A 25,057-nucleotide genomic window follows, 5' to 3' on the forward strand; every position below is an offset into this window, starting at 1 on the left:
CTCATTATTCAGTCATCTTGATTAGTTCTTATGAAAGGTAAATTGACACATACCTTTTCTGACCAAATCCTAATGGAATCTACACCATTGATTTTATTGCCCAGGTAGGATTCATAGCTTATTCAACAAGCTTTGGAGTAATCAAATATTCCCTTGATTATTTCATCAATGATCAATATCATCATGAAAATTATCAAAGACGAATTCATTAAATCAGAAATTCGAAAAACAAGACATCTCAATACTCGAAAGATTGCATTCCCAAATACTATCCATAGCGTAGGAATATTGGCCAATGACTTGCAATCTTTTGAACAAGCCAGCGATCATTTGAAAGTTTACTTTGGCGAAAACCTAAAAATAGATGGATACCATGGAAGTATCCTAGGATATGAAAATGAAATTTCTAGTCACGATTTTAGTATTTCAGGTAAGCCAAATGAAAAAATTTTGGGATTTTTATCACAAAATTTCGATTTTATTATCGTTCCAACTTTAAAGCTAAGTCCATATTTGCTTTATTTGCTAGTTAATTCATCCTGTGGTTTCAAAATAGGTTTTTATTCGAATGAAAATAAAGAGTACTTAGACCTCATGATCGAATCACAAAGCAAGGAAACCGAAACAACCATCCAACAATTGTTGGAAAATTTCTTAAAAGTAAAATCAGCATGTTGAACCTTAAAGGTACTGGTGTAGCTCTAGTTACACCTATGAATAGTGATTATTCTATAGATTATCCAGGGCTAAAGAATCTGGTAAACCATGTAATTGAAGGAGGGGCAGATTATTTGGTGGTACTAGGTACTACTGGAGAATCGGCTACACTGAGCAAAGACGAAAAAAAGGAAGTACTCAAGGCATGCATTGAATATAATTCAGGAAAACTTCCTATAGTGTATGGTCTGGGCGGTAATCATACATCGGCGGTACTAGAAGATATCAAAACCACTGATTTTAAGGGAATAGATGCTATATTATCAGTATGCCCTTATTACAACAAACCATCTCAAAAAGGGATCATTGCTCATTATTCAATGATCGCTGACGCTAGTCCCGTGCCAGTTATACTTTATAATGTACCTGGAAGAACAGTCACCAATATGACTGCCGATACTACTCTTCAATTGGCGAAGCATCCAAATATCATAGCCATGAAAGAGGCAAGTGGCAACATAGAACAATGTATGAATATAGCAGAGGGTATGCCTGAGGGGTTTTTATTAATTTCGGGTGATGATATGCTTACTACCGCTATGAATGCCATCGGTGGTTCTGGTGTGATATCCGTTTTGGCAAATGCATACCCGCAACTGTTTAAGGATATTTGTGATGAAGATTTTACAGTTTCAAAAAATGCAGTTTTCAAATTATTGAAAATCAACCCTTTGATGTATGAAGAAAGCAACCCTGTAGGCCTTAAGTATCTATTAAAATGTCTTGGAGTATGCGAAGAATATGTAAGATTACCTCTGGCAGAAGCATCTGATAGCCTCAAAGAAAGAATTTCTTCATTGAAGTTATAAAGTTTCTTCTGTTTTAATCGCAAGTATAGCAATAGGAATTACTATGCTTGCGTTTTTTCATTGTTATTAATTTTAGTTTATGCAACAGCCGCTTACACTTTTAGAATTAAATAACCTCATCAAGTCTACTCTTGAAAATCATCTTGAGGCTCAATATTGGGTGGTAGCAGAGATTGGTGAAATGAAAGTGGCTGCACAAGGCCATGCTTATTTGGAATTAGTTGAAAAAAGTAATAATCAGGTAAAAGCAAAAATTCGAGCAAACATTTGGCAATATACTTTTAGAACTGTAGCTGGGAATTTTGAGCGTATCACGGGTACGCAAATTAAAGCTGGAATGAAGATCCTTGTATCCGTAACAGTCACATTTCATGAACTTTATGGTATAAGTCTTCAAGTAAAAGATGTAGATCCAAACTTCACCTTAGGAGAGCGAGCGAGGATAAGACAAGAAATTATAGTCCGGCTTACACAGGAAGGATTGATGCAAACCAACAAGCGCTTTGCTTTGCCAATAGTGCCACAAAAAATTGCAGTGATCAGTAGTGGAACAGCAGCTGGATATGGTGATTTCATCAATCAATTGGATGAGAATAGGTATGCTTATCAAATAGACTACCAATTGTTCCCTGCAAGTATGCAAGGTGAAGCCGCTGCAAAGTCTATAATAGATGCATTGAAGCAAATAAGTGAAAGCAAATCCGAGTACGACCTTGTAGTAATCATTCGTGGCGGTGGTGCTCAGATGGATTTAGATTGTTTTGATGATTATGAGCTTGCAGTCATGATTGCAAAGTATCCCCTTCCAGTTCTTACAGGAATTGGGCATGAGAGAGATGAAACAATAGCAGATCTCGTAGCTCACACAAAAGTTAAAACTCCAACAGCAGCAGCTGAATTTATCATTTCAGGTTTTATGAATTTTGAAGATAGGTTGTTGACGCTTTTGAAAAACATAGAAAAACAAACCATTCAAGCCCTTAAGTGGGAAGATAGAAATCTACTAGATTTTGAAAACAGTATCAAAAGATTGGCTGCAATTAGGCTACAGAGTCAATCTACATTTTTAATGAACAAAGAAACACAATTAAAGACTAATGTCCTCAACAAACTCAGATTAGAAAATCATGAACTTGATAAAAATCTCAAATTGTTGGAAAAAGTAAGCAAAAATAAGTTGCAATCAGAATTAAAGCTGCTTGAAGCATTGAGCAAGAATATAATAAATCTAGACCCTAATTCCATCTTTGCAAAAGGATATACCAAATCGGAAGTTAATGGACTCCCTTTACATCAAGTAAATGTAACTAAAGGTGAAGTCTTGACTACTTTCACTTCCAATAAAAAAATAGAAAGCATCATCAATAAAATAGAAGATTATGGAAAATGAAAACCTTAGCTACGATCAAGCCATCAAGCGAATCGAAGAAATTGTTAGCATTCTTGAAGAAGGAAATAAAGGAATAGATCAACTTTCTGAGTTGGTAAAAGAAGCTTCTACATTAGTGAAGAGATGTAGAGAAAAATTAAGAAATACTGAAATTGAAATAAACAAAGCCTTCGAAGATTAGGTCAATTTGCCATTTTGGCAATCTTTTTGTAACCGTCCAAGAAATAAGCTAAATCTAAATATGAAGAAGCTTAGTTATTGAATTAAAACTAGAAATTTATGAAATTTTCTATTTACGCTTTCTCTACCTTGATGTGCATAAGTATGCATCTAATCTTAAATTCAACTCAAGTACTTGGACAAAATTTTTTCAAATACAAAGAAGCAGCAAACCACTCCATCATATTGGGTGGAGGTCCTTCCATTATCTATGCTGATAATGGAGGCAGATTTACGCAGTTTAGATTCAAATTTTACCCTTCCTTCACCCTTGGTTACAGCAAGGCAGTCAGTGATCACCTTGACGTAAGACTGAATGTGGGTCACCAAAGAATTGGTGTTCGCGAAGCAGATGATCAAAATAGAATTGATGCATGGATAGAGAATGGCTCGGCTATAGGATTTAGTGGATTTGCAAATTTTGTGGATGTCATGCCAACTTTCAAATTGATCGGCACTAAATATCCTCTGATCCGTCCTGAATTCAACCTTCATCTTGGAGCCGGCGTAGGTATTCTTCAATCAAGGACTAATCTAAATTTCGGAGATAATACACCAAATAGGTATCAACAATCCACTTCCTTTTATATCCCCATTCGCTCAGGACTCTCCTATCAATTAAATCCTAATACAGATTTGATTTTTGAAGGATCTATGTTTATTACTTTCACCGATGAAATAGATGGAAATGTAGGATTCAATAGATTTAATGATCACTTGTTTCAATTTCAAATTATGGTCAAAAGATACTTAAATTTGAGAAGTGAATATTGAAAACTCCCATAAGTGAAGACTAATGAAGTACATCTACATTTTGTTTATTTTATTGGCACTAGGGGCTTGCCAAAATATGAGTAATCATGATAGTAGTGAAGAAATGATCTCACTAACCTTGGAGGAAGCCAATCGGCTATCCAAACTGCCACTTCAGTGCATCCAGGAAGAGTATCCCAATAAACTCAACCAGACTCTTGCTTCTAAGCAATATTTGAAATCTCCTTCTGAGCTTCATCCAGCTTTCTACGGATGCTTCGATTGGCATTCTAGTGTACACGGGCATTGGATGCTCATTTCACTTTTGAATGATTTCCCTGATTTGGATCAACGTTCAGAAATCATCACAAAATTGAAGATGAACATGAGCTATACCAACATCCTCGCAGAAGTAAATTACTTTTTTCAACCTCAAAATGAAAGTTTTGAAAGAACTTATGGATGGGCATGGGTATTGAAATTGGCAGAAGAGCTTCATCGCTGGGATGATCCCATCGCAAGGGAGTTAGAGAAAAACTTGCAGCCACTTACAGATTTGATAGTCAAGAAGTATCTTGAATTCCTTCCCAAACTAATCTACCCGATTCGCGTCGGGGAGCATACTAATATTGCATTTGGTCTATCGTTAGCCTACGATTATGCTGTTACTTTAAATGAAAAAGAATTAGCAGAAATGATCAGATCCAGATCAAGAGATTGGTTTTTGGAAGATAAAGGTTGTCCAATGAACTGGGAACCAAGTGGCTATGATTTCCTATCTCCATGTTTTCAAGAGATTGATATCATGAGAAAAGTTCTAGAGCCGGAAGAGTTTGGGTCTTGGATTGAGGAATTCATGCCAGAATTAAAAGAGAAAAGCTACACATTGACTCCGGGTCAAGTGAGTGATCGTACTGATGGAAAGCTGGTACATTTGGACGGACTGAATTTCAGTCGTGCATGGTGCATCTATGGTCTAGCCTCTGCTTATCCTGACAAGTATAGTCACTTGATCCGCATCGCAAATGAACACGTAAATTACTCCTTGCCATCTATAGTTGATGATAATTATGAAGGAACTCATTGGCTAGGAAGCTTCGCTGTGTATGCTCTTCAGCAAAAAAACCAATGAGCTGGAGAAAATATATCGGTCCAGGTCCGTTGATAGCAGCTGCATTTATTGGGCCAGGTACTGTCACCATCTGTACCATGGCTGGTGTAAATTTTGGAGTGGATCTCCTCTGGGCTTTGGCACTATCTATGGTGACCACCTTGGTATTGCAAGAGATGGTCGTTAGGGTTGGATTGATAGCACATGAAGGTTTGGCTGCTGTCATCATCCGATCTTTGCCATCCAGGATATTCAAGATATTTTCTATTTCTATCATTTTATTAGCCATTGTTATAGGAAATTCAGCCTATGAAGCTGGAAATATTGCTGGTGGAGCAATGGGATTAGAGATTTTTTTCAGTAGACACACTTTGAACATAGGTCAATATCATTTCAATTTCATCAATTTTGGCATTGGTTTGATTGCATTGAGCCTACTCCTATTTGGTAATTTCAAACGTATTACACAAGCTTTGACAGCTTTGGTTCTTATAATGAGTATGGCTTTTGTATATACTGCCCTAAGCTTAGCACCTAGCCTTAATGTCCTATTTCATGGCTTTTTACCATCTATCAATCAATCGAACCTCATTACAATAGTGGCATTGATAGGGACCACGGTGGTTCCATACAATCTTTTTCTACATTCTACATTAGTGAGTAAAACTTGGAATTCTATAACTGATTTAAAGTATGCTCGTATGGATACTTTTATTAGTGTCGTATTGGGTAGCTTGGTCTCCATGGCCATAGTCATCACTGCTTCTGAAAGCAATGCATCTACTGTACTCAATGTGATGGATTTGGCAAATGGTTTAGAGATTAGTCTTGGTTCATTTGGAAAATACTTGATCGGCATCGGATTATTCTCCGCTGGAATTACTTCAGCTATCACTGCTCCCCTTGCAGGATCACTTGTGATTTGTGATCTTTTTGGGTGGCCTACAGCACTGAAGAGCAAGCAGATGAGAATAAGCATTTTTTTTATACTAGGATTAGGTTTAAGTCTGGCATCATTGGGAATTAAACCTGTCCAGTTGATCAGTACAGCTCAAGTTGCTAATGGATTATTGCTACCATTACTAAGTGGATACATTCTTTGGATCGTAAATAAAAGGTCCATTATGAATGGTTTTCATAATGGACTGGTAATGAATATGATTGCTATACCAGTGTGGTTGGTTACATTATTTTTATGCTTTTGGATACTATATAATGTGTTTTGAGAAAAATAACGTTTTGCATATTGCAAATTCAAACAAACATCAACCGACAAGGTTAACAAACTTAGAATAATAAAAGTTACTTCATGGGTTTGGTGTAATTTTTATCTTCAAAAGAAAATCATTGATTTAAGATTGTAAATCCGAATTGATAATGTAAATCATATTGGTCCGCAAAGATAACAGTATCCAAGTCATATTTTGGGTTCTCAAGATCCAGATAAGAATTGATACAGGATTCGCCTAGGCGGACAAGTTATTAGTTGATACTAATCCCGAAGTAATCTATTCATTGAATGAAATGCTTCTTCATGTAAAAAATGTATGTACCTTTTGTATTTTCATTAAATTCATAACTAACAATCAAAAAACATAAGCTATTATGGAACCAATCAAAAAGGAGGATATTGACCAAAAGGTATTTGACATTTATGATGAATATGTACATAGCAAAATTGATCGCAGGCAATTTGTAGAACGGCTATCATTATATACAGCAGGCGGACTTACAGTTTCTGCTTTGATGAATTTTCTACTACCCAATTATGTACAAGCCAAAAGATTTGGAATGGAAGATGCAAGATTTGATGCATCCTATATCAAATATGATTCTCCCAAAGGAGCTGGACAAATGAAGGCCTTGCTCACCAAACCAAATGGAATAAATGAGAAACTGCCAGGGATAGTCGTAGTACACGAAAACAGAGGCCTAAATCCTTATATCGAGGACGTAGCGCATCAATGTGCGCTGGATGGATTTGTAGCCATCGCTCCAGATGCCCTTACTCCTTTTGGGGGATACCCAGGAACAGATGAAGAAGGGAGGACTTTGCAAGCCAAGAGGGACAGGGATGAAATGTTAGAAGATTTTATAGCTGCTTTTGAATTCTTGAAAAATCATCCTGATTGTAATGGAAAAATTGGAGTAGTAGGATTTTGTTTTGGAGGATGGATCTCCAACATGATGGCAGTAAAACTTCCAGACTTAAAAGCTGCTGTTCCTTATTATGGAGGACAAGCAAGCGCAGACGAAGTTCCTAGCATCCAATCACCGATACAGCTTCATTTTGCTTCTTTAGACACTAGGGTCAATGCTGGATGGGATGATTATAAAATTGCTTTAGAGAAAAATGAAAAGGAATATGAGGTTTACTTTTACGAAGGTATGAATCATGGCTTTCACAATCATTCTACTCCAAGATATGATGAAGACGGAGCAAAACTTGCATGGGAAAGGACCATAAGATTTTTTAGAGAAAAACTCGTCTAAATTCAAAATTGAAATGAAGCAAGCAGGATGGATGGGTACATATCCATCCTGTGTGCTTGTTATTGAATAGCTTAGTGAAGCTCTGAGTATATCCTTTGTTCTTCGTGATTGTGTGTATCCGAGTGCGTTACTAAGATACATCCATATCTAATAGTGCTCACTTGAAAAAAATCAACTATTCGAATAGCTACTTTTATATCAACATTTGACAGAATTTATGGAAATAGAAGATTAATTTCCAGATCATTAGCTCTTGTGACTTTTCCGACTAGTAGAAACCTATGATATTGCTATCATAATTTCAATATGTGTGATCTACTTATTTGAGATCCTGTGGATAGATACATTAAGCCAAATCAAAATCCTCTTTTTTCATCTTTCTCTGTCCCATCTTTTGCGCTATAGCCGTACCAAGTAGTAGCTGAAGGGCATGATACATCATCAAGGGAAGTAAAATCACACCAAAGATCACTGGGTCAGGAAACATTACCTTTCCCATCACGGCTCCTTGAACCAATGATTTTTTGCTCCCACAAAAAAGAACTGCTATGCGATCCTCATCATTGAATCCTAAACCTTTGGATATAAAATGCATCACTGTCATCATTACAAGAAAAAACAGAACCATCAATGCTCCAAGGGTAAATAAAGAAAGTGCTGATTTTCCATCAAACATTTTTTCAGCAAAAGACTCTGCAAATGCTGTAAAGACAATCAATAAGATAATGCCCTGATCTAGATTCTTTAATGACTTCGAATTTCTTCCTACCCAAGGAGCTAAATAATGATGTAAAGACAGCCCGATCAGCAAAGGAAGAAGGACTTGCAAACTCAGCTTAAAAAAAGTGTCTGTCAGGTCAAAATCCATCGATGAAGCAGGCAACATGAACTCCATCCAAACCGGAGTAATAAATATTCCAATAATACTCGATATACTTGCATTGAAAATTGCTGCTGGCAAATTCCCTTTGGCTATAGAAACCATCACCACAGAGGAAGATACAGTAGAAGGCAGGGCAGCTAAGTAAAAGACCCCTAGCCAAGTATATGAATCAGGCTCACCAAATAGAGCATAAAGTATCAATACAATCAGTGGAAAAATTAAAAATGTACTCAATTGCACAACCAGATGCAGTTTCCAATTTGAAAGATCACTGATCAATTTCATTGGGTTCAACTTCACACCATAAAAAAAGAAGATAATTACTATACCAAACCCTGTAATTGATTTGAGTGGTAAAGGGGCTGATGAGGTTCCCCACTCTGGAAAGAATCGTGCCAACACGATCATTCCTATCATCAGAAAGAAAAAATTATTAATGCCAACTTTCCTTAACTTCTCAAATATATTCCCCATTTTTTTTAATGTATCCTTTTTAACCAGAAGCCTCAAGTAAAGAACAAGAGCTTAGTGCGTCGTTATATCAGTTTCGTTTAAAATTGTCACAAATAATCGCTGTTGCAATAGCGACATTAAGCGACTCAGCATTTCCGAACCGAGGAATAGTCAACCTATCTGTGACAAAGCTCCCGACTTCTTCGGAAATACCATTAGACTCATTTCCCATCAAAATTACGCCATCAGCTACTAGTTTCCTTTGGTGAATATTATCACCACCTAAGAAAGCTCCATAAATGGGGGACTCTATTGTCTGAAGATAGGAAGCTAAGTCAGTATAGAAAATATTGACCCTTGTAAAACTACCCATGCTAGAATTTATCACTTTCGGATTGTAGCAGTCAGCAGATTCAAGAGAACAAACTATCTCACCGATTCCATACCAATCAGCTATACGGATGATTGTACCCAGATTACCTGGGTCTCTCACATCGTCCAAAGCTAAAATAAGCTTATTCTTTTTGAGATCTGGAGCTCTATTTGGCTTGATTTCGGCAACTGCTAGTGCTCCGTCATTGGATTGAAAGGTACCCGCAGATTCAAGCGACTTTGAAGTGACTAGGTACTTGTTACCATCAAATCCCTTAACTTCCTGAGGATACTCTTGGGCGAATTTTTCAGTATAAAGCAGGTAGTTAACTTTGTAGTCTGCATGTAGTAATTCAATAACATTTTTTGTTCCTTCGACAAAAAATGCATTTTCTTGCCTACGGAATTTTTTCTGCTGCAAGGATTTTATAAACTTAAGCGTATTTTTGCTTAACATTCGGAGCGAATCAAATTGTGAATAAGTTCAAATATATAAACTTTATCTTTTTCCTCTTTTTGTTTTCTGCTTGTTCTTTGACAAAAGGACTGAAAGAAAACGAAATCTTGGTATATCAAGTCAGAATCGACGGTGTGCATCGAAGTGATAAAGATGCCATTGCTAACCTAATCAGGCAGCAACCCAATACCCGAATTCCTTTGCTAAATACCTCGCTTGGTGTTTCAATCTACAGGTTTGGTGAGTGGACCTTTGATAGTACCAAACATTTGGCTCGCAAAGAAAAGTTAGAAAGAGAAAGAAGTCAGTTGGTGGCTAAGCAAGATCAAGAAGGGCAATTGACCAGGCAAGAAGTCAGAAAATACAATAAAATCAATAATCGGCTAACTGCCACAGAGAAGAAGCTTGAGTTTGGGAATTTTTTCATGAGAACGGGAAATCCCCGAGTAATTTTGGATAGTTCAAAGACCGAAGATTCGAAACGTCAAATCAATTTTTTCTTGACCAATAATGGATTTTTTGATGCTAAAGTAGTTTCTCAATTAAGATTCGAAAACCAAAAAGCATTTTTGACCTACGTCATTGAAGAGAATGAGCCCTATTTCATTGATTCAGTTTATACCAGATCTGATGATACCAATATCTACAAAATCTTAGATTGGTATAAAAAGAACACAGAAATCAAAATCGGCTCAAGATATGAACAATCACAAATCTCCAAAGAAAGACAAAGGGTTGAGGACTTCTTGAAAGAGAATGGATATTATACTTTTTCAAAATCTTACATTGAATATAATGTATACAAAGATACCCTGGAGCATACAGTAGTGATAGAACAGCTCATCAGAAAACCATCCAACAGCGAATTCCATAAAGTCTATACACTAGATTCTGTATATTTTTCCATAGACGCCCCAAATAACGAATCCTTCTATGGAGATGCTGTCAGCTCACAGTTTAAGGATATTAATTTTTCCATCTATAGAGATCGGTATTCTGAAAAGATCATTTCTTCTAGGATATTCCTTTCAAAAGACAATCTCTATAGAAAAAATGATGTACTCGAAACTCAGCGGCAATTAGCCAATTTGGACCTTTTTAGATTTGTAAATATTAGTTTTGATACTTTAGGAACTGTATTGCGACCTAGGATATTTACTCAACCCAACCAAAAATACCTCATTACAAATCAGTTAGGAGCAAGTATTACAGAACAGGTTCCTGGACCATTTTTTAGCCATTCATTAAGAAATAGAAATTTGTTTAGAGGAGCAGAGGTATTTGAGTTTAATTTCCGAGCTGGTCTTGAGGGAGTAGTTTCAGCGACTGGTGAAGGGGGTGTGTTTCGGTCTCGTGAACTAAATACATCAGCTTCTATCATTTTCCCCCAATTCCTCATTCCTATGCGGAAATTTGCGCTAGAGTCATTGGGTAGGTACAATCCTCGAACACGTACCCTGATAGGTTACAACTTCGTGGATAGGCCTGAGTATAACAGGGAGGCACTGAATGGTGTGCTAGCGTACAATTGGAATACCAGAAATCTAAGACAACAATTTGCTGTCAATTTGCTGGATGCTAATTTCATTAGATCAAATTTAAGTAATGATTTCAGAGAGGTGCTTGAAGGTCTTCAAGATCAAGGAAATAACCTGATCAATTCTTTTCTGCCTTCATATGTAAGTAGCATTTCTGGTCAATTGATTGTAAACTTCAATCAGTATGGATTATTTCAAAAAAACAGAGCTTCTCTATTGAGAATTTTTGTAGAAAGTGGGGGTACTACCTTAAACTTCGTCAATAGATCTTTTATAGAAGATCGTAGCTTAGCTTATTTTCAATTTTTAAAGTTTCAAGCTGATTTGAGAAGGTATATTCCGATTTCAGCTAAGCAAACATTTGCTTATCGACTTAATCTTGGAATGGCAAGACCTTATGGTATTAGCAATGGGGTCTTGCCTTATGAGAAATATTTCTTTGCTGGAGGAAGTACTGGGATTCGAGCATGGCAGCCGAGACGATTAGGACCTGGCTCCTACACCCCACCAGTCAATGATGATGGCTCATTTGATTATAGATTTGAGCAACCTGGTGACATCCTTTTCGAGGGGATGTTTGAGCTTCGAAGGAAGCTGTATGGTTATTTTGATGGTGCATTTTTTATAGACATTGGAAATAGTTGGACATTTCAAGATGATCCAACGCGACCAGGAGCAAATTTTGCATTCAATAGGTTTTATAAAGAATTAGCCATAGGTACAGGTTTAGGTCTTAGGATGGACTTTGATTTCTTGGTGCTAAGATTAGACATGGGTGTCAAGGCATTGGATCCTGCAAGACCAGAAGGCCAAAGGTTAATTATTGGCAACTTTTTCAATAGATTCCTAGGTGAAAAAGGTCAAACCGTTTTTAACATTGGAATCGGATACCCATTCTAATCTTCTAATTGAGGTGTTAAATTAATCCTCCTTTTCCTATATGTATAAGGGCATCGCCAGCATTGACTACGGGGTTGTTATTGAGCCCGACTACGTATCCGTTGGTAGTACATTTGACTGGCACTTTGACTTGACCATAAGGATCTGAAATTCTGGCTAAAATTTGCCCCTTTTTTACCTGATCTCCAAGTTTTACAGAAGTCATGAAAATTCCAGAAATCTTTGCCCTTAACCAAGAGCTTTCAGTTAAAAGGTATCCTTGCTTTGGTTCTGGAGCGGCATCCAACATACCAAGATAATGTAATAACCTTTTGGTACCGGCGATAGCCTCTTCTACAGCAAAATCATCTAACCTCATAGACTCCCCTCCTTCATATACAAGAATACTCTTACGCATCTTATAAGCTTCTTTTCTGAATGATTTGTCGATATGAGGTGAGTTCAATATATAATGGGTACCAAATGCCTTTGCTAACTCTACTCCTTTCTTGTCTTTGTAATCAACTCTAATCTGTGGAAAATTTGATAGCATACGCCCCCCTGTATGTATATCTATACCATAATCTATAAGGGGAATGATTTCATTTGTCAATATAAATGCGATTTGAGATGCTAATGAACCCTTTTTACTCCCTGGAAAACTTCTATTCAAATCTCTTCCATCTGGAAAAGTCCTTGAGTTACTTAAAAATCCATAGATATTAACTAGAGGAATCAAAATTACAGTTCCCTTTGTGGGGGTGATATCATCTTCCTCAAGCATTCGCTTTACAGCTACTACGCCATTAATCTCATCTCCATGTACACCTCCAGAAATCAAAACTACAGGACCATCTTCTTTGGCCCTTTTGATAATAATTGGCAAATCGATCAAAGTATGTGTCGGTAATCTAGCAATTGCAATTTCAATATTTACGCTCTGTCCTGGCCTGATTCTCACGCCATTGATAACCATTTCTTTCATACTACTATAATTTAATCATACTATAAAATACTGCGAACCTTTCTATTTGAACAAAATCTTGTTTACTTCGCAGGAAGAATTTTAGCCATGAATATACAAGAAAACATTTCACTTCTACCCTATAATACCTTTGGAATTGATAAAAAGGCAAAGTTTTTTTCGATAGCTAGTTCAGAAGATGATGTCATAGCTGCTATCAAAGCCGCATCATCAAAAAACTTGCCTCTCATTGTCTTGGGAGGAGGAAGTAATGTTTTGTTAACGCAAGATATAGATGCATGGGTACTCAAAATTGACATCAAAGGTGTACAGGCTACACAAATAGATGAGGAGAAAATCGAGGTAGCTGTGGGAGCCGGCGAGGTGTGGCATGATTTTGTAATACATTGTATAGATCAAGGATGGGCTGGTGTAGAGAACTTATCTCTGATACCGGGTACGGTGGGAGCTTCACCTATGCAAAACATTGGAGCATATGGTATCGAAATCAAAGATGTCTTTGAAAAACTAGAGGCAATCAACAGAACAACTCTTGAATTAGAAACTTTTGATTGGAATGAATGCAAATTTGGTTATAGAGAAAGTGTTTTCAAAAATGAGCTTAAAGACAAATACATCATTACTAAGGTGTTTTTTGTTTTGAATAAAAATCCAAACTTCAATGTTTCATATGGTGCCATCCAAGAAACATTAGATCAAATGGGCGAGTCTCCCCTATCAATCAGAAAGATTTCTGACGCAGTAATTTACATTAGGCAACAAAAGCTTCCAGATCCAAAAAAGCTAGGAAATGCAGGTAGTTTTTTCAAAAACCCAACAATCTCTACAGATCAATTTGTAGAGTTAAAATCAAAATTTTCAAATCTTCCAGGATATCCAGTAGAAGATGGTGTCAAAGTGCCCGCTGCTTGGCTTATCGAACAAGATGGCTGGAAGGGTAAAACTTTTGGAAATATAGGTGTTCACAAAAATCAACCGTTGGTGTTAGTCAATTATGGCAATGGAGAAGGAAAAGAGATTGCGAAATTGAGTAAAAGTATTCAGGAATCTGTATTCCAAAAATTTGGGATCATGCTGCACCCAGAGGTGAATTTTCTATAGTATTGGGTTAAACTCAAAGCAAGGAATCACTATCTTCGCCTGAAGAATTATGTTCTGATCATTTATATAAAAGAAAAAGTCCAGTTAAACAGAAAAAATCTCAATCAATATCAACTATTCTCAAGTCCACTCGAACAATAGGCGATAAGTAATGTATGGCTATGCCTCCAAAGTACATGACCTGATATAGATCAAAGCATAAATTAGGATTTATGCAGAACTTTATATCAATGGATCATCAACGACTAGCTTTTTTTCATATTTTTCAACATTTACGCCAAACTTCTTGAGGAATTCTACACCTTCATCGAATGGAAGTCCCTTGTATTCCGCATAGGAATACAAATAGATCACACGATGTATGCCCATAGAGAAAATTATCCTAGCGCATGCCAAGCACGGAGCTAAAGTCACATAAAGAGTAGAACCCTCTACGGAAGTATTATTTTTGACTGCATAAAGAATGGCATTTTGCTCTGCATGAATAGCCAACGTGCAGCTTCCTTTACTGTCACGAGCGCATCCTTCGTGTGGAAATTCTTCGTCACAATTATGCGTTCCAGAAGGTGGCCCATTATAACCGATGGAAATAATTCTTGTGTCCTTGGTCAAAACCGCCCCTACGTGTTTTTTGATACAATGAGATCTCTTGGCAAGATTTACTGCCAATTCCATAAAAATATCGTCAAAATTCGGTTTGTTCATCTCTAAAGCGGTATGATAATTAAGGAAATTTCCAATGAGAAGGCAAAGAAAACAAATCTTCATGGGATTGTGAGTCTCAATTCACAAATTTCAGAGGATTAATTTTTACTTTTGTATCAAAGCTAGTATAACATGGAAAAAGAGAAATTACCTGAAGAACAAATGATCGTCCGAGATTATCTTGCTAGACAGCGAACCACCCTTGCCAATGATAGAACGCTACTCTCTTATATACGGACATCCCTCTATTTTTTGGTTAGTGGAACAGCACTTATGGAAGTCAATGTGCTTAGCCATATTAGCGATCTGGGATATCTTGCATTTGCATTAAGTATCGGCCTGATGGGACTTGGCTTTTTCAATTATTTTAAAGTAAAAAAGAAGTTAAAAAGAGGTGTCTACAATACCATGTAAAATCTCTTAAGTGACCATTTTTGCCTATTGATTTTCAAAAAATGTAAATATTATTTCTTTGGAATATATACAAGATAAAAGCTACGCGCTTATCGGATTCGCTGTAATCATCATAGGATTACTTGCAGTAGACTTATTTGTTTTCAATAAAGAAGCTCACAAAGTCTCGACCAAAGAAGCTCTATACTGGTCCATGGTTTGGATAGGAATAGGCTTACTATTTGGAGGCTATATTTACCTTGATTTTGGGCTTGAAAAGGCCTCGGATTACTACGCAGCGTTTATCATAGAAAAAGCTTTGAGTGTGGACAATCTTTTTGTCTTCATTCTAGTGTTTAAGTATTTCAAAGTTCCCGACAAGTATCAGCACAAAGTATTGTTCTATGGGATTTTGGGAGCGATTATTTTAAGAGCTATGTTTATTTTTTTTGGAGTGGCTCTTATTGAGTTGACTTTTCTTCCGACGTTTAGCATTTCTGGCTATGATATAAAGATCAATGTAATATTGACAATTTTTGGATTCTTCTTGATCTATGCTGGTATCAAGACATTCGGTCAAAGTGATGAGGATGATGCTTCACAGGATTTTTCACAATCATTGGGTACCAAATTGATACATAAAATATTCAGGGTAGACAATCATTATCATGGGGACAAATTCTTCGTGAACATCAATGGAAAAAGGTTTGCGACGCAATTGCTCGTCGTCGTTGCAGTTATTGAATTTACAGACCTGTTGTTTGCTGTAGATTCCATACCTGCAATTTTTGCCATTTCAAATGATCCAGTGATTTTATACACTTCCAATATTTTTGCAATCCTTGGACTTAGATCCTTATATTTTCTATTGGCCAATAGCTTTGATATGTTTCATTACCTACATTATGGACTTTCATTCATTCTAGGTTTTGTAGGTTTCAAAATGCTTGTGTCGGCATTTTATCACCCACCAGCTTATATTTCTCTTACAATCATTATTTCCATACTTGCTATTAGTATATTGGCTTCATTGAAAAGGTACAAATCCTTAAAGAAAAGCTAAAAGTTTGGTAAACTTCTTGCTGTAAATATTAAAAAAAACCAACAAACATTATGAAAGCATTTGGAGTAATTTTAATCGTAGTGGGCATAGCCATGTTTATCTTTTCGGGATTTTCATTCAATACAGAAGAAAATATCATAGATGCAGGACCTATTCAGGTGAATAAAACAAAGGAAAATGAGGTAAATTGGCCAAATTATGCAGGGGGTATTAGCATTGCAGCAGGCATTATTTTATTGATTTCTACAAGAAAAAAATAAACTTTATAGTCCCATTTCAGGCTTTTTGGTTATTTTCGGTATGATTTTCCCGTGGGGAAAATCATACCGAAAATCATTTTGCTATCATCAAACCTTAATCATATCTTGAAACTAGCCGCAGTAGATATAGGATCAAATGCCATTAGACTACAAATCACCAATGTAACTCAATATGAAGGTATAATTAACTTCAAAAAGCTTGAGTATTTGAGATTCCCACTGAGATTAGGTATGGATGTATTTCACGTCCAAAAAATCAGTGAAAAAAATAGAAGAAAGTTTGTCAAATTAATGAAAGCTTTCAAGCTTTTGATAGACTTGTATGAAGTCGATGACTATATGGTGTGTGCCACTTCTGCTATGCGTGAATCTACCAATGGTAAGGAAATCGTAGAAGAAGTAAAGCAAGATGTAGGCTTGAAAATTCAAATTATTGATGGCAATAGAGAGGCTGAATTGATCAATCTAGCTTTGTGGTCATATATAGATGAGAAGCCTTATCTGCACATTGATGTAGGTGGCGGAAGCACCGAGCTCAATATATACAATAAACAACAAAAAATCGCCTCCAAGTCATTCAAGATAGGTTCTGTAAGAGCTCTAGATGATAATATTCCTTTGGCTGTATGGAAAAGCATGAATAAATTTATCAGTGATCACATATCCAAAAAAGATAAAATCACATGTATCGGTACTGGCGGAAACATCAACAAGATTTTTGAACTTAGCAATCCATCCAAGAATAAAAGATATATCAGCATAGAGAAAATCACTGAAATAAAAACTTATTTGGAATCATTTTCATACGATGATAGGGTGAACAAGTTGAATCTAAATCCAGATCGAGCGGATGTCATTATACCTGCTAGTAAAATATATTTGGCAGCGATGTCAGCTGCAGCCTCCAAACGAATGATTGTGCCCGACGTTGGATTAAAAGATGGATTGATGAATGTGCTTTATGAACGGAATAAATTGAAGAAAATACCCAAATAGCAATTGCATTTAGTAATCTAAAGAAAATAGTCAGCATGTGTTTTTGAAACTGTTTTTCAATGAACTCATGCTGACTTTATAGATTTAAAATAGTATTTGTTTTGTTTTTTTTAGGATGCTGGAAGAACTTTTGAACTTACTTCACCAAAGCCTACCCTGACACCATTGTGCTCACTGTATCCCTTCATGATGACTGTATCTCCATCTTCTATAAATGTTCTTTCATCGCCATCATTCAATTGTATTGGCTTTGTACCTTTCCAGGCTAATTCTAGCATAGATCCGTAACTATCTGCTGTAGGACCAGATATTGTACCTGAGGCATACATATCTCCTACATTAATATTGCAACCGTTGATGGTATGGTGTGCTAGCTGTTGTGCTATATTCCAATACATGTATTTATAATTGGAAGAACATACTTTTGTTGCCTCCTTGTTTTCTGGCTTGATATATACCTCTAAGTTGATATCAAATGCATGATTTTTTTGGCATTGAAGATAGGGTAATACACTTGGCTCTTGCTTAGGACCTTCTATTCTTACAAATTCCAAAGCCTCCAATGTAACTATCCAAGGAGAGATACTTGAAGCAAAATTCTTTCCTAAGAATGGTCCCAATGGTACATACTCCCATGACTGAATATCTCTTGCTGACCAGTCATTGAACAATACAAATCCGAATATAAAATCCTCTGCCTCATCTGTACTTACACTTTCGCCCATTTTAGTCTGCTTTCCAGTGATAAATGCAAGCTCTAACTCAAAATCTAGCCTTCTGCTTGGACCGAAAGCAGGAGCTTCCATGTCTCCATCTTTGAATTGACCTTTAGGTCTGCTGATAGGAATCCCAGAAGGAATGATAGACGAAGCTCTTCCATGATACCCCACTGGTAGATGCTTCCAGTTTGGCAGCAATGCATTATCAGGATCCCTGAACATTGCCCCTACATTGGTGGCGTGTTCTTTACTGCTATAAAAATCAGTGTAATCCCCTATCTTAACAGGAAGTAGCATAATAGCTTCTTTTCTTCCCACCATTGCTTTACCCCTACATTGATGCTCTCGAAGGTTCTCATTGTCTTCCAAAAGCAAATCTTGAACCCTTTCCCTGACTTTTTTAGTAACAGATTTCCCTAACCCGATAAAGTCATTCAATGTGTTTCTTTGGAAAATATCGTTTGGCAATTGGGTGATGTCTGAAAAAAAACCTTCATCGTGCAGCACTGACAGATCTACAATTTTGTCTCCAATTGCGATACCTGCTCTAGCGGAAATTCTCTTCGTTTCAAAAACTCCAAAAGGAAGATTATAAATAGTAAAGTCTGAATTTTTGGGTACTTGTACCCAAGAGGTCATGGGTTTAATATTCTGATCACTCATCTTTGAAAGTTTAATGATGGGGCAAAGTTAATATTTAATACCATATGTAAAAAAATAGTCCAAATACTGTAAAAAATATTAAAAATCAAATAGAGAAATTTGCAACAATCAATTTAATTTTTTTGTTCATGCTTGTTTGCCTTGCATTTTTTAGAACAATAGATTACAGATTCCCAATTTTTCTCCCACTTTTTTCTCCAAGAAAATGGTCTATTACAGACTGGACATACTTTTTTTGGCAAAAACTGTTTTTTCATTTCTTTGAAACACGGTCATGTCAAAATAGTTTTTCATTGTTCCTATGCCTATCAAAATCTCTCAAATTTTTCTTTTCAAAATTTTTTTTCATTGCCTCAGTTAGGTCTATCCCGGTTTGATTGGCAAGGCAGATTAGTACCCAAAGTACATCTGCCATCTCATCACCGAGATCTTGATTTTTATCAGATTCTTTGAATGATTGTTCACCATATTTCCTTGCCATGATTCTTGCCAACTCACCGACTTCTTCCATGAGAATTGTCATATTGGTAAGTTCACTGAAATATCTAACGCCTACAGTTTTTATCCAATGATCTACAGCGCTTTGAGCTTCTTTTATGGTTATATCTTCTTTTATCATACTTTATTTTTTGAATCAATATGTATAGTAACAGGTCCATCATTTGTCAAGGATACTTTCATATCTGCTCCAAATCTTCCAGTCGCTATGGGCTTTCCAATTAGGGTGGACAGAATCTGTATTACTTTTTCATATAATGGAATTGCTACTTCTGGCTTAGCAGCCTTAATATAAGAAGGCCTATTTCCTTTTTTCGTACTAGCATGAAGGGTAAACTGTGATACTAAAAGAATCTCACCTTTGATTTCAAGCAGACTTTTGTTCATTATATGAGCCTCATCAGGAAAAATTCGCATGTTGACTATTTTATTACATAGCCACTCAATATCACTATGGTCATCGGCATGCTCTATTCCCAGTAGGATCATTAATCCTTCACCTATGTTACCAATTACTTGATTCTCTACCGTTACAGAAGCTGAGGAAACTCTTTGTAAAATGGCTATCATACTTTTTGAGTTAATTCTTGCATAGTCCCAGAAGGTATCACTTCTACCCGAAGGTGATTTTCATTCACTGCATAGTCGATCATGGATTTAGCCACTTGATGATCATAGATAGGACGTATCTTCTTGAGTAGCTTTAGCCAAATCAATGGTTTCATGACTATTTTAGCAACTTCCTCTCCAAATCGGAATTCCGATCTACTTCCCATAAGAAGGGATGGTTGAAAAATCCCTAGATAACCAAAAGATAGAACTTTAAGGTCTTCCTCTGTTTCTCCTTTGACCTGATTATAGAATATATTTGACGTAGGATCGGCACCGAGTGCACTGACATAGAGAAATTTTTTAGCCCCAAGCTTTTTTACAAACTCTGCATAGTTGATTACAAAATCGTGATCTACTTTATAAAATTGCTCTTTGGAACCAGCCTGCTTTATAGTAGTCCCTAGTGAACAGAAAGCATGAATTTCAAACAGTCTATTGTTAATAGCATCTACAAATGGAAATAATATTCCCCCAATATCTTCCTTTCTCAACATCATCTCCAAATCCCATTCTCTCATGTTATTCATATCACCTGCTATTTGAATTAGCTTTTCATGTTTTAAAGCTAATTTTCTTCTACCGATGGATAGAACATGTGCATACTCTGGGTGTTGAATCAATTGATGCATGAGCTGCATTCCTATCAATCCAGAAGTACCAGATATTATTGCGATTTTTTTCATGCTAGCTTAAATTGGTTTATTTCCATTGACTCTCTCCCACTCCAGAAACTCTTCAACTTCAATCTTTAGCGCATTGAAAATAGCTATGATCACAGAGATATCATCTGCATAACCGATGACAGGTAGAAAGTCAGGAATAAAATCTATGGGAGTCACAAAGTATAAAATTCCAAGTACAAGTAGACCTAGGGTTTTCATAGAGAGCTTATGTTCTCCAGATTTGTGAGCATAAATCATCCGTTTAAAGATCATAAGAGGTTCCATAGCAAGTTGAACTTTTGGATGATCTTTAAGCTGATGTAACCTTACAGAGGCACTTTTCATGAGTTGTTTTAATTTACCCTCTTCACCAATGATTGCATTGACTTGATTCATGTAGCGCTGTTTGGCTTTTTCAAAATATGCTTGTGACTTCTTTATATTGATTCCCATAATTTAAAAGTAAATGCTAATTTCAGATTTTACCTGATTCAGTGCATTTTGTATGCCATCATTTCTATTTTCCAATGATTTCTGAAAAATTCTCTTTCCCAAATCAATCCCCCTAGCTTCGCTATTCATGTCTTGATAGGCAGTATTGATCATGGTGACTACTGATTCTACAGCACCTCGCACGGATTGCCAAGTAGCATCTGAAAAATAAATCTGCTGTGAAAGATTATGATTAAACTCCTCTCTCACCTCGTACAACAATTGAGCATGTAAATCTTTTGCAGAAAAATCAGGCTGATTTACTCTTCTGACAAGATTATTCGGGGTAATTCTTTCTAATAAAAGACAAATTCTTTCCGCTGCTTGAAGACGTACTGGTATTAATAATTCTGAGTTTTTTGTTTTGATATGAATCAATTGATTCTCTCTTTCTCTCTTCAAAAAGGAAACAACTGTCAAATACATACCATAAATAACTAAACTAGCGGGTAAAACGATTTTTAATAACTCCGAAATAAGCTCCATGCATGATATTCATTTAATGAGAGTGTGAATATCTGAATTTTTGAGAGCTTTTTGGAATTAAGTCTCTTTTAAATCACAAAAATTGCTAACCTAGTTTGATTGATGCTTAAAAGTTCAAGCAAAAATCCTATCTGAAGACAAATCTAATTCTGACAGATACTTTTCAAAATTCAAATAATTGATTTCTTTTATCATCATGATCAAGGTATGTGCAAACTCTTGCTTACACATGCTGACAAAAAAACTAAAATTCTCTTCTTGACATTTTCTTACTCTATTCTCGTCAAAAATTCTAGTTAATTCAGCCTTACTTTTTGCTTTTACCAGCAATTTATCTTGATCCTTTTCATTTATCACGATAGAAAAAGTACCGTGTAGCGAATTAATTACCATATTAATAATTCTATTATTCTCTGACTAATAAATAAAACATGAAAGTAACTCTTATTTCACTGAAAATCAAACCTATAAAAAGTCTAAATTTTAGTGCACCCTAACGCTTTTACTGATTTACGCAAAATTATGAATAATCAGATTTACTTAAAATACCCTAATCGGGGTATTTTTTAATAAAATCCACATGATTTCAAAAACATGAATAGCAAACCATATAGCTGATCGCCATAACATCAAAGATATGTAAGGTTGATTACATTATCATCAAATAAAATATAATTTTACTATTAAATAATTTAAAATATCACACATACTTCAAATTTTACATAAAATTATATTTATTCACTTTAAAGTAAGTAGAAAATTGTGAATAGTCTGAAATTCGATTAAACACTTATCAGCCATTTTCAAGCAATCTTGCATTTAGAATGTAAATTATATTCGCATGATATGTGATTCTATGTTATCCCACAAAAAATGTGATATTTAAGAAAATTTTTCTTATTGATAGACAAGGGATTAAATTTTCATAAAAGAAATAGCCAAATTTTAATGCTTAATATACATTTCGTGTTTTGTTAATTTAAATAATAATCCTTTATATTTGCATCACTTTAAAGAAAGTCATAGAGAAATAGATATATAAAAATATTTCCTTTTGGATATCTAAATTAAAGTTGTGTTTGAGAACACAGATAAAGAGAGTTGGGTGAGTGGCTTAAACCAGCAGTTTGCTAAACTGTCGTACGGGTAATTCCGTACCGGGGGTTCGAATCCCCCACTCTCTGCTGTATTGTTCGGGGTGTAGCGTAGCCCGGTATCGCGCCACATTTGGGATGTGGAGGTCGTAGGTTCGAATCCTGCCACCCCGACAACATGGGAGTCCAACTCCCTTTGAAAGCCTGTAAATCGTATGATTTACAGGCTTTTCTGTTTTTTTCGATATCATAGGAAACACACCTAATTTCAATAAAAATAAGACCTTTTCGGTGACCTAAATGATAGGTAAAGACTTAGAAAACATGGGAACGAACATTTTTGGCCAATAAGAACTTTTAATTATCATCATAAATAATGAGAAATGGGCCTACTTATGACTAAAAAATTAAGTAAAAAATATAGGTAAGAAAATATGGATATACGGAACTTTTCCAATAAGATTACAAAATTCCGATTGATCTAATTTCCGATATAAATTGATATTGGATACTTATGAATATTGACCATTAACAACCTGTTGAGCCAATGAATTGACGTTACTGGCAAAAAAGCGAATAATCAGATTAAAAAAAATCCAGATTCAAGCCTCCAACATTAAGGGAGATTGAACCTGGATACAAAAACATGTTTGATTCTCTTAGTAACTTGCGTTTTGTGTAAGGTTAGGATTGTTATTCAACTCAGCCTCAGGTATGGGGAAGATGATTTTGTCTTGAGCTTGAGGGTGTGGTCTATGATTAAACCAACTCTTGGTTTGAAATACACCAAACCTGATCAAGTCTTGTCTTCTATGGGCTTCAGCAGCAAACTCCCACCCCAATTCATCAAGAAATCCTCCGAATGGAATCACACCTGTATCCAAATCAATACTTCCATCAAGATTCTGATATCCATATTGATACCTGCTATTCCCTTCAAGTTGAGCTGCTGTCACCGTGGCTTTGGCAGGATTGGTATTTGCAAAAGCCCTAGCCCTTACTTCTGAGACTATTTCAGCAGCATGAGTACCATTTCCTAGTCTCAATAAAGCTTCAGCTTTCATCATCAAGACATCTGCATATCTAAAGAATGGAAAATCATTATCCAAACTTCCAGTCGCACCTTGTTTGATTTGGTATTTACCTATTCTGTAGCCTTGACTTGACGTAGTTGCAGCGATACTAGGCACTCCTTTGGTATAATTGATCACCATTTCTCCAGTATTGGCATGGAACTGCGGACCCATGATCCATGTGTCATAAAGCCTACCATCCTCTACATCATAAGTATCGATAAATTGTGGAACAGCGCAATTTCCTCCCCATGGTCCTGCTTGCATGTTATAAACAAATCTGCTCAAAGGATCCAATGTCTTCATGTGAACGGTATTACCTTGTCCAAAAATTTCGTCATAGGGAACTGCAAAAATAATTTCCCCATTGTTTTGATTCTCCCAATGAAAAACTTTTGCATACACATCATCAAGTTGGTATGCACCACCAGCAATGATTTCATCACACACTTCTATCACTTTTTGCCATTGTGGTGTACCAGTATATACCTCTGCATTGAGGTAAATCTTGGCCAACAAGGTTTTGGCTACCCAATAATTAATTTGACCATACGAATTTCTTGCATCCTTACTTAAGTTAGGCAATGCTGCTTCAATTTCTTTAATGATGAAGTCATACAACTCAGTCCTTGAGCTTTGCTGCGGCAAACTAATATCTCTGAAATCGGTTACGATTGGAACATTCCCATGATTATCCAGAAGCAGATAATAGGCAAATGCTCTTACAGCTTTTAATTCGGCAATTACAGCTTCCCTTCCATTCTCTATGGATATTTGGTCATCTTCTATTTGAGCGATTACCCGGTTGGCTGTAGTGATACTTCTGTATGAGCTTTGCCAAAGATTCGTAGGCTGCCACTGAAGCGATGTCCAAGTGTGCTGATGCATTCTTACATAGGTTCCCCCATCATACCAGCCATTTGGTCTGGCAGGGGTAACTATGGCATCGGCTGATTCTTCTTGCACATCAAAATGACCCTGCCATCCCATCATCAAAGCCCGGAGAGAGCCGTATACAGGTGCAATAATGGCAGGAATATCTCTTTCCCCTGGTCTGAAATTCTCGGATAATACCTCTGAATATACTTTTTCATCTAGATTCAGACATGATTGGAAAGCAAAACTTCCCCCAATCATCAAAGCAGAACCTAAAACTATTTTGTTGAATACTTTCATGATTT

Annotated in this window: 27 protein-coding genes and 2 tRNA genes; 16 read left to right on the top strand and 13 right to left on the bottom strand. The window is 36.2% G+C overall.

Going from position 1 to position 25,057, the window contains the following annotated elements; all coding sequences use genetic code 11:
• Window positions 1–183 precede the first annotated feature (183 nt).
• The 8 genes from MM214_RS01385 (at window position 184) to MM214_RS01420 (ending at window position 7,492) form a co-directional block, all read left to right on the top strand.
• Window positions 184–678 (top strand): DUF6913 domain-containing protein, encoded by a 495-nt coding sequence (locus tag MM214_RS01385; protein ID WP_241291125.1) that lies wholly within the window; start codon window positions 184–186, stop codon window positions 676–678.
• Window positions 672–1,526: a 4-hydroxy-tetrahydrodipicolinate synthase gene (gene dapA, locus MM214_RS01390; RefSeq protein WP_241291127.1), complete on the top strand. Its 855-nt coding sequence runs from the start codon at window positions 672–674 to the stop codon at window positions 1,524–1,526. The genes MM214_RS01385 and dapA overlap by 7 nt, the downstream gene beginning before the upstream one ends.
• A 79-nt stretch (window positions 1,527–1,605) precedes the next feature.
• Window positions 1,606–2,916, top strand: a complete 1,311-nt coding sequence (gene xseA, locus MM214_RS01395; RefSeq protein WP_241291129.1) for an exodeoxyribonuclease VII large subunit — start codon at window positions 1,606–1,608, stop codon at window positions 2,914–2,916.
• Window positions 2,906–3,097: an exodeoxyribonuclease VII small subunit gene (xseB, locus tag MM214_RS01400; RefSeq protein WP_241291131.1), complete on the top strand. Its 192-nt coding sequence runs from the start codon at window positions 2,906–2,908 to the stop codon at window positions 3,095–3,097. Before xseA ends, xseB begins: the two co-directional genes overlap by 11 nt.
• 98 nt (window positions 3,098–3,195) lie before the next feature.
• On the top strand, window positions 3,196–3,909 hold the full coding sequence (locus tag MM214_RS01405) for a hypothetical protein (protein ID WP_241291134.1): 714 nt from the start codon (window positions 3,196–3,198) through the stop codon (window positions 3,907–3,909).
• A gap of 76 nt (window positions 3,910–3,985) precedes the next feature.
• The gene (locus MM214_RS01410; RefSeq protein ID WP_241291136.1) at window positions 3,986–5,020 is read left to right on the top strand and encodes a DUF2891 domain-containing protein; all 1,035 of its coding nucleotides are present in this window, start codon (window positions 3,986–3,988) and stop codon (window positions 5,018–5,020) included.
• The gene (locus tag MM214_RS01415) at window positions 5,017–6,225 is read left to right on the top strand and encodes an NRAMP family divalent metal transporter (protein WP_241291138.1); all 1,209 of its coding nucleotides are present in this window, start codon (window positions 5,017–5,019) and stop codon (window positions 6,223–6,225) included. The genes MM214_RS01410 and MM214_RS01415 overlap by 4 nt, the downstream gene beginning before the upstream one ends.
• Window positions 6,226–6,604: 379 nt before the next feature.
• Window positions 6,605–7,492, top strand: a complete 888-nt coding sequence (locus MM214_RS01420) for a dienelactone hydrolase family protein (RefSeq protein ID WP_241291140.1) — start codon at window positions 6,605–6,607, stop codon at window positions 7,490–7,492.
• Window positions 7,493–7,838: 346 nt separating this feature from the next.
• Here MM214_RS01420 and MM214_RS01425 read toward each other — a convergent pair whose 3' ends face one another.
• A complete protein-coding gene (locus MM214_RS01425) occupies window positions 7,839–8,849 on the bottom strand; it encodes a bile acid:sodium symporter family protein (RefSeq protein WP_241291142.1) in 1,011 nt (336 codons plus the stop codon).
• A 67-nt stretch (window positions 8,850–8,916) separates the two neighbouring features.
• Entirely contained in the window at window positions 8,917–9,657 is a 741-nt protein-coding gene (locus tag MM214_RS01430; protein WP_241291144.1) for an RNA methyltransferase, read from the bottom strand.
• A 17-nt stretch (window positions 9,658–9,674) separates the two neighbouring features.
• Here MM214_RS01430 and tamL point away from each other — a divergent pair, with 17 nt between their 5' ends.
• Window positions 9,675–12,095, top strand: coding sequence for a translocation and assembly module lipoprotein TamL (gene tamL, locus MM214_RS01435; protein WP_241291146.1), 2,421 nt, complete (start codon window positions 9,675–9,677; stop codon window positions 12,093–12,095).
• 16 nt (window positions 12,096–12,111) lie between these two features.
• On the opposite strand, the gene MM214_RS01440 is transcribed toward tamL, so the two are convergent.
• A complete protein-coding gene (locus MM214_RS01440) occupies window positions 12,112–13,059 on the bottom strand; it encodes a succinylglutamate desuccinylase/aspartoacylase family protein (protein WP_241291148.1) in 948 nt (315 codons plus the stop codon).
• Window positions 13,060–13,146: 87 nt separating this feature from the next.
• Here MM214_RS01440 and murB point away from each other — a divergent pair, with 87 nt between their 5' ends.
• Window positions 13,147–14,160 carry a UDP-N-acetylmuramate dehydrogenase gene (gene murB, locus MM214_RS01445; RefSeq protein WP_241291150.1) on the top strand — a complete coding sequence of 338 codons (1,014 nt, stop codon included), beginning with the start codon at window positions 13,147–13,149 and terminating at the stop codon, window positions 14,158–14,160.
• A 222-nt stretch (window positions 14,161–14,382) separates the two neighbouring features.
• Here the strand turns inward: murB and MM214_RS01450 are convergent, their stop codons facing one another.
• Window positions 14,383–14,865 (bottom strand): deoxycytidylate deaminase, encoded by a 483-nt coding sequence (locus MM214_RS01450; protein WP_241291152.1) that lies wholly within the window; start codon window positions 14,863–14,865, stop codon window positions 14,383–14,385.
• Between the two features lie 132 nt (window positions 14,866–14,997).
• On the opposite strand from MM214_RS01450, the gene MM214_RS01455 reads away from it, so the two are divergent.
• The 4 genes from MM214_RS01455 to MM214_RS01470 all read left to right on the top strand — a co-directional run bounded on the left by MM214_RS01455 (window position 14,998) and on the right by MM214_RS01470 (window position 17,577).
• On the top strand, window positions 14,998–15,279 hold the full coding sequence (locus MM214_RS01455) for a YidH family protein (protein ID WP_241291154.1): 282 nt from the start codon (window positions 14,998–15,000) through the stop codon (window positions 15,277–15,279).
• Between the two features lie 58 nt (window positions 15,280–15,337).
• Complete coding sequence (locus MM214_RS01460) at window positions 15,338–16,321, top strand: TerC/Alx family metal homeostasis membrane protein (RefSeq protein WP_241291164.1); 984 nt, start codon at window positions 15,338–15,340, stop codon at window positions 16,319–16,321.
• 50 nt (window positions 16,322–16,371) lie between these two features.
• Window positions 16,372–16,581 (top strand): hypothetical protein, encoded by a 210-nt coding sequence (locus tag MM214_RS01465; protein WP_241291166.1) that lies wholly within the window; start codon window positions 16,372–16,374, stop codon window positions 16,579–16,581.
• A 105-nt stretch (window positions 16,582–16,686) separates the two neighbouring features.
• Complete coding sequence (locus tag MM214_RS01470; protein WP_241291168.1) at window positions 16,687–17,577, top strand: Ppx/GppA phosphatase family protein; 891 nt, start codon at window positions 16,687–16,689, stop codon at window positions 17,575–17,577.
• A gap of 110 nt (window positions 17,578–17,687) precedes the next feature.
• On the opposite strand, the gene fahA is transcribed toward MM214_RS01470, so the two are convergent.
• From fahA to MM214_RS01510, 8 genes are all read right to left on the bottom strand, one after another.
• Window positions 17,688–18,959, bottom strand: coding sequence for a fumarylacetoacetase (gene fahA / locus MM214_RS01475; RefSeq protein ID WP_376856790.1), 1,272 nt, complete (start codon window positions 18,957–18,959; stop codon window positions 17,688–17,690).
• A gap of 113 nt (window positions 18,960–19,072) precedes the next feature.
• Window positions 19,073–19,216, bottom strand: a complete 144-nt coding sequence (locus MM214_RS01480; protein ID WP_241291170.1) for a DUF2256 domain-containing protein — start codon at window positions 19,214–19,216, stop codon at window positions 19,073–19,075.
• Between the two features lie 20 nt (window positions 19,217–19,236).
• Window positions 19,237–19,563 carry a nucleotide pyrophosphohydrolase gene (locus tag MM214_RS01485; protein ID WP_241291249.1) on the bottom strand — a complete coding sequence of 109 codons (327 nt, stop codon included), beginning with the start codon at window positions 19,561–19,563 and terminating at the stop codon, window positions 19,237–19,239.
• 11 nt (window positions 19,564–19,574) lie between these two features.
• A complete protein-coding gene (gene dtd / locus MM214_RS01490) occupies window positions 19,575–20,027 on the bottom strand; it encodes a D-aminoacyl-tRNA deacylase (protein ID WP_241291171.1) in 453 nt (150 codons plus the stop codon).
• Window positions 20,024–20,752 carry a Rossmann-fold NAD(P)-binding domain-containing protein gene (locus tag MM214_RS01495; RefSeq protein ID WP_241291173.1) on the bottom strand — a complete coding sequence of 243 codons (729 nt, stop codon included), beginning with the start codon at window positions 20,750–20,752 and terminating at the stop codon, window positions 20,024–20,026. The genes dtd and MM214_RS01495 overlap by 4 nt, the downstream gene beginning before the upstream one ends.
• A gap of 6 nt (window positions 20,753–20,758) precedes the next feature.
• Complete coding sequence (locus MM214_RS01500; RefSeq protein WP_241291175.1) at window positions 20,759–21,184, bottom strand: YkvA family protein; 426 nt, start codon at window positions 21,182–21,184, stop codon at window positions 20,759–20,761.
• A gap of 3 nt (window positions 21,185–21,187) precedes the next feature.
• Window positions 21,188–21,709, bottom strand: a complete 522-nt coding sequence (locus MM214_RS01505) for a DUF7935 family protein (RefSeq protein ID WP_241291177.1) — start codon at window positions 21,707–21,709, stop codon at window positions 21,188–21,190.
• Between the two features lie 114 nt (window positions 21,710–21,823).
• A complete protein-coding gene (locus tag MM214_RS01510) occupies window positions 21,824–22,102 on the bottom strand; it encodes a hypothetical protein (protein WP_241291179.1) in 279 nt (92 codons plus the stop codon).
• Window positions 22,103–22,804: 702 nt separating this feature from the next.
• Here MM214_RS01510 and MM214_RS01515 point away from each other — a divergent pair.
• Window positions 22,805–22,893: transfer RNA gene (locus tag MM214_RS01515), tRNA-Ser, on the top strand.
• A 10-nt stretch (window positions 22,894–22,903) separates the two neighbouring features.
• A tRNA-Pro gene (locus MM214_RS01520) sits at window positions 22,904–22,977 on the top strand.
• 485 nt (window positions 22,978–23,462) lie between these two features.
• Here the strand turns inward: MM214_RS01520 and MM214_RS01525 are convergent.
• A complete protein-coding gene (locus tag MM214_RS01525) occupies window positions 23,463–25,052 on the bottom strand; it encodes a RagB/SusD family nutrient uptake outer membrane protein (RefSeq protein ID WP_241291181.1) in 1,590 nt (529 codons plus the stop codon).
• Between the last annotated feature and the right edge of the window lie 5 nt (window positions 25,053–25,057).

This window comes from Belliella kenyensis (assembly GCF_022549675.1).
Classification (GTDB): domain Bacteria; phylum Bacteroidota; class Bacteroidia; order Cytophagales; family Cyclobacteriaceae; genus Belliella; species Belliella kenyensis.